The 2,285-nt window shown below is 64.9% G+C and carries 2 protein-coding genes; one reads left to right on the top strand and one right to left on the bottom strand.

Annotation, left to right across the window (positions count from 1 at the left end):
• Positions 1 to 440: response regulator (locus tag IRZ31_RS21240; protein WP_297157741.1), on the bottom strand; the 440-nt coding region annotated here is incomplete at its 3' end.
• 575 nt (positions 441 to 1,015) lie between these two features.
• Between IRZ31_RS21240 and IRZ31_RS21245 the strand changes: the two genes are divergently transcribed.
• Positions 1,016 to 2,285 (top strand): hypothetical protein (locus IRZ31_RS21245; protein WP_297157743.1); only part of this gene is annotated, 1,270 nt, incomplete at its 3' end.

Here is a 2,285-nt window from a genome sequence, read left to right on the forward strand (position 1 = left end):
CTCGTGGCACACCAGATCACTATAAACTCCAGCACTGGGGTGGCTGGGGGTGGCGTCGGGTTGGGGCTGGCTCTGGTGAGGCGACGAACGAGGGCGACAAGCTGGTCGATGAAAAAGGGCTTGCCTACGAAGGCGCTGGCTCCGACCAGCCGCGCCCGCAGGCGCTCACGCCAGCCCTGTTGCGCGCTCATGAGCACGATGGGTATGGCGCTGAGCCGCGGCTGCTGGCGCAACAGCCGGATCAGCTCGTAGCCGTCCAGGCGCGCTACCCCGGGGTCGACTAGCAGCAGGGCCGGTGGCTCCGGGCTGCGTGCCAGCTCTTGAAGTGCACTCAGGCCGTCGCGATGGCAGCAGACGCCGAAGCCGGCGCGTTGCAGGGCCAGGGCTACGATGAGGCGACAGATCGCTGAGTCGTCGACAATGTGCACAGTTCCTGGCATAGCAATGGCTCCTTTCAGATGATGGGTTGCCTGTCGGTCTCTGTTGGGTCTACATGCCGTGCGTTTCCCTATCCCCTCGCCTGGCAGCTCGTCCCGCTGCAAAGCTGCCCTCTATGCTATGGATCAGTCAGTCAGTCAGTCAGTCGCGAGTGGGTGCCCGCCGAGTCATCACCCGGGGAGAGGCGAGGAGCCTGCGGGCCTCCTGCGGGCGGACACCCCTTCGCTGCTATTGCTATAGCCGGATGGGCTTGCAACAAAAGTAGTGGTTGGACTCCTGACGTCGATGCAAGCGATGCCGCTTCTTCCTGCCCAAGAAAAATAGCTCGCTCGCTTCACTCTTTTCTTGTGTAATTTATCCGACCAATAAGAAAAACTACTTTTCTATTTGCAGATGTATCTGCTATAATCAAAGCACCACGGTGCCAGACAGTGCATGTCGTAGACGCTACGGCGATGGTGCCGCGCGATTTGATATGTGGTGCTTATGGTCGGCCTGGCCTGGGCGTATGCTGGGCTGCCAGCCGCTGGTTGTGGGCCAGGGCGCCGGCTGAGAAGAAGAAAGCGGTGAGAGGACTATGGCCGGAAAAGAGCAGCTTGTCGAGACGGGCGATCCTCTGGTGCGCGTGTGGATGTTGGGGCCGTTTGTGGTAGAGCTGCGGCAGGCCGATGGGTCGTGGCAGGCGCTGCCGGGCGGGATCTGGCGAACGTATTTCTATGCGCGCCCGCTGCTGCAGCGCCTGCTGTGTGCTCACGGGCGCCGGCTGGAGCGGCAGCAGTTGCAGATGGATCTGTGGCCGAGGGAGGAGCCGAGCGAGGCGATGGAGCGCTATCCGCTGACGGCGGCGGGCCAGGTGCGGAAGCTGTTGGGAAAGAGGGAGTTGCTCAAGACGTGCGGGCAGGGCTATCAGTTGGCCGATCAGCGCTGGATCTGGGCCGATGTGGATGAGGCGCTGTGGTGGCTGGGGGAGGCGCGCCGGCGGGGACTGGAGACGCTGGCGGCGCTGCCGGCGCTGCAGGGAGCGGAGCGGCTCTTTCGGCGGGGGCGCCTGCTGGAAGAGCAGGCGGCGGTGTGGGCGGTGGCGTATCGGGAGTGGGTGGCGGGCGAGCGGTGGAAGGCGGGGCTGGCCCTGGCGCGGCTCTACGAGCGAGAGGGGATGCTGAGCGAGGCGGGGGAGCAGTATCGGCAGTTGTATGAGGAGCATCCGTACAGGGAGGAGGCGCTGATAGAGGTGTATGGGTGGTGGCTGCGACAGGGGGAGCGAGAGCGGGCGGAGCGGGTGCTGACGGCTGGCCTCCAGCGGCTGGAACAGGAGGGGTTGCCGCTCTCAGAAGAGGCGCAGGAGTGGATGAGGCGGCTCAGGCAGATGCAAGAGAGAGACAGGCTTGCCCGGGTGCAGGGGAAGACTGTGGTATACTGGGAAGGAAGCAAGGGAGCATTGAGGGAGGAGAGAGGAGGAAGCGCGCTTCTGCAGGTGCTGCCCGCGCCGGGGATGAGGTTGTTGCCGGCAGGGTCGGAGGAGGAAGAGGAGAGGGAAGAGGAGGAGGCGAAGCAGGGGGACTGTGGGACGAGCGTGTTGCTCTGGCCGCTGACGTGGGGAAGGCGGGGGCAAGGGAGCCTGCGCGAGATGGAGCAGTTGATTCAACAGGAGCTTTGTATGAGCGAGCGCACGAGAGAACCGGCAGAGGGAAGGACTGCGATGGAGCAGCGACTGCCGCGGCGGACGGCGCTGCTGGTGCTGGCGGGCTTGCCGCAGGTGCTGCTGGGGTTGGGGAGCGTGGGAGGAGGCGGGGGCTGGGAGATGGGCAGTCGGGTGCAGACTGGCTGGCTGAGAGAGGAGGTGCTGC

The organism is Thermogemmatispora sp., from assembly GCF_019683635.1.
Classification (GTDB): Bacteria; Chloroflexota; Ktedonobacteria; order Ktedonobacterales; family Ktedonobacteraceae; genus Thermogemmatispora.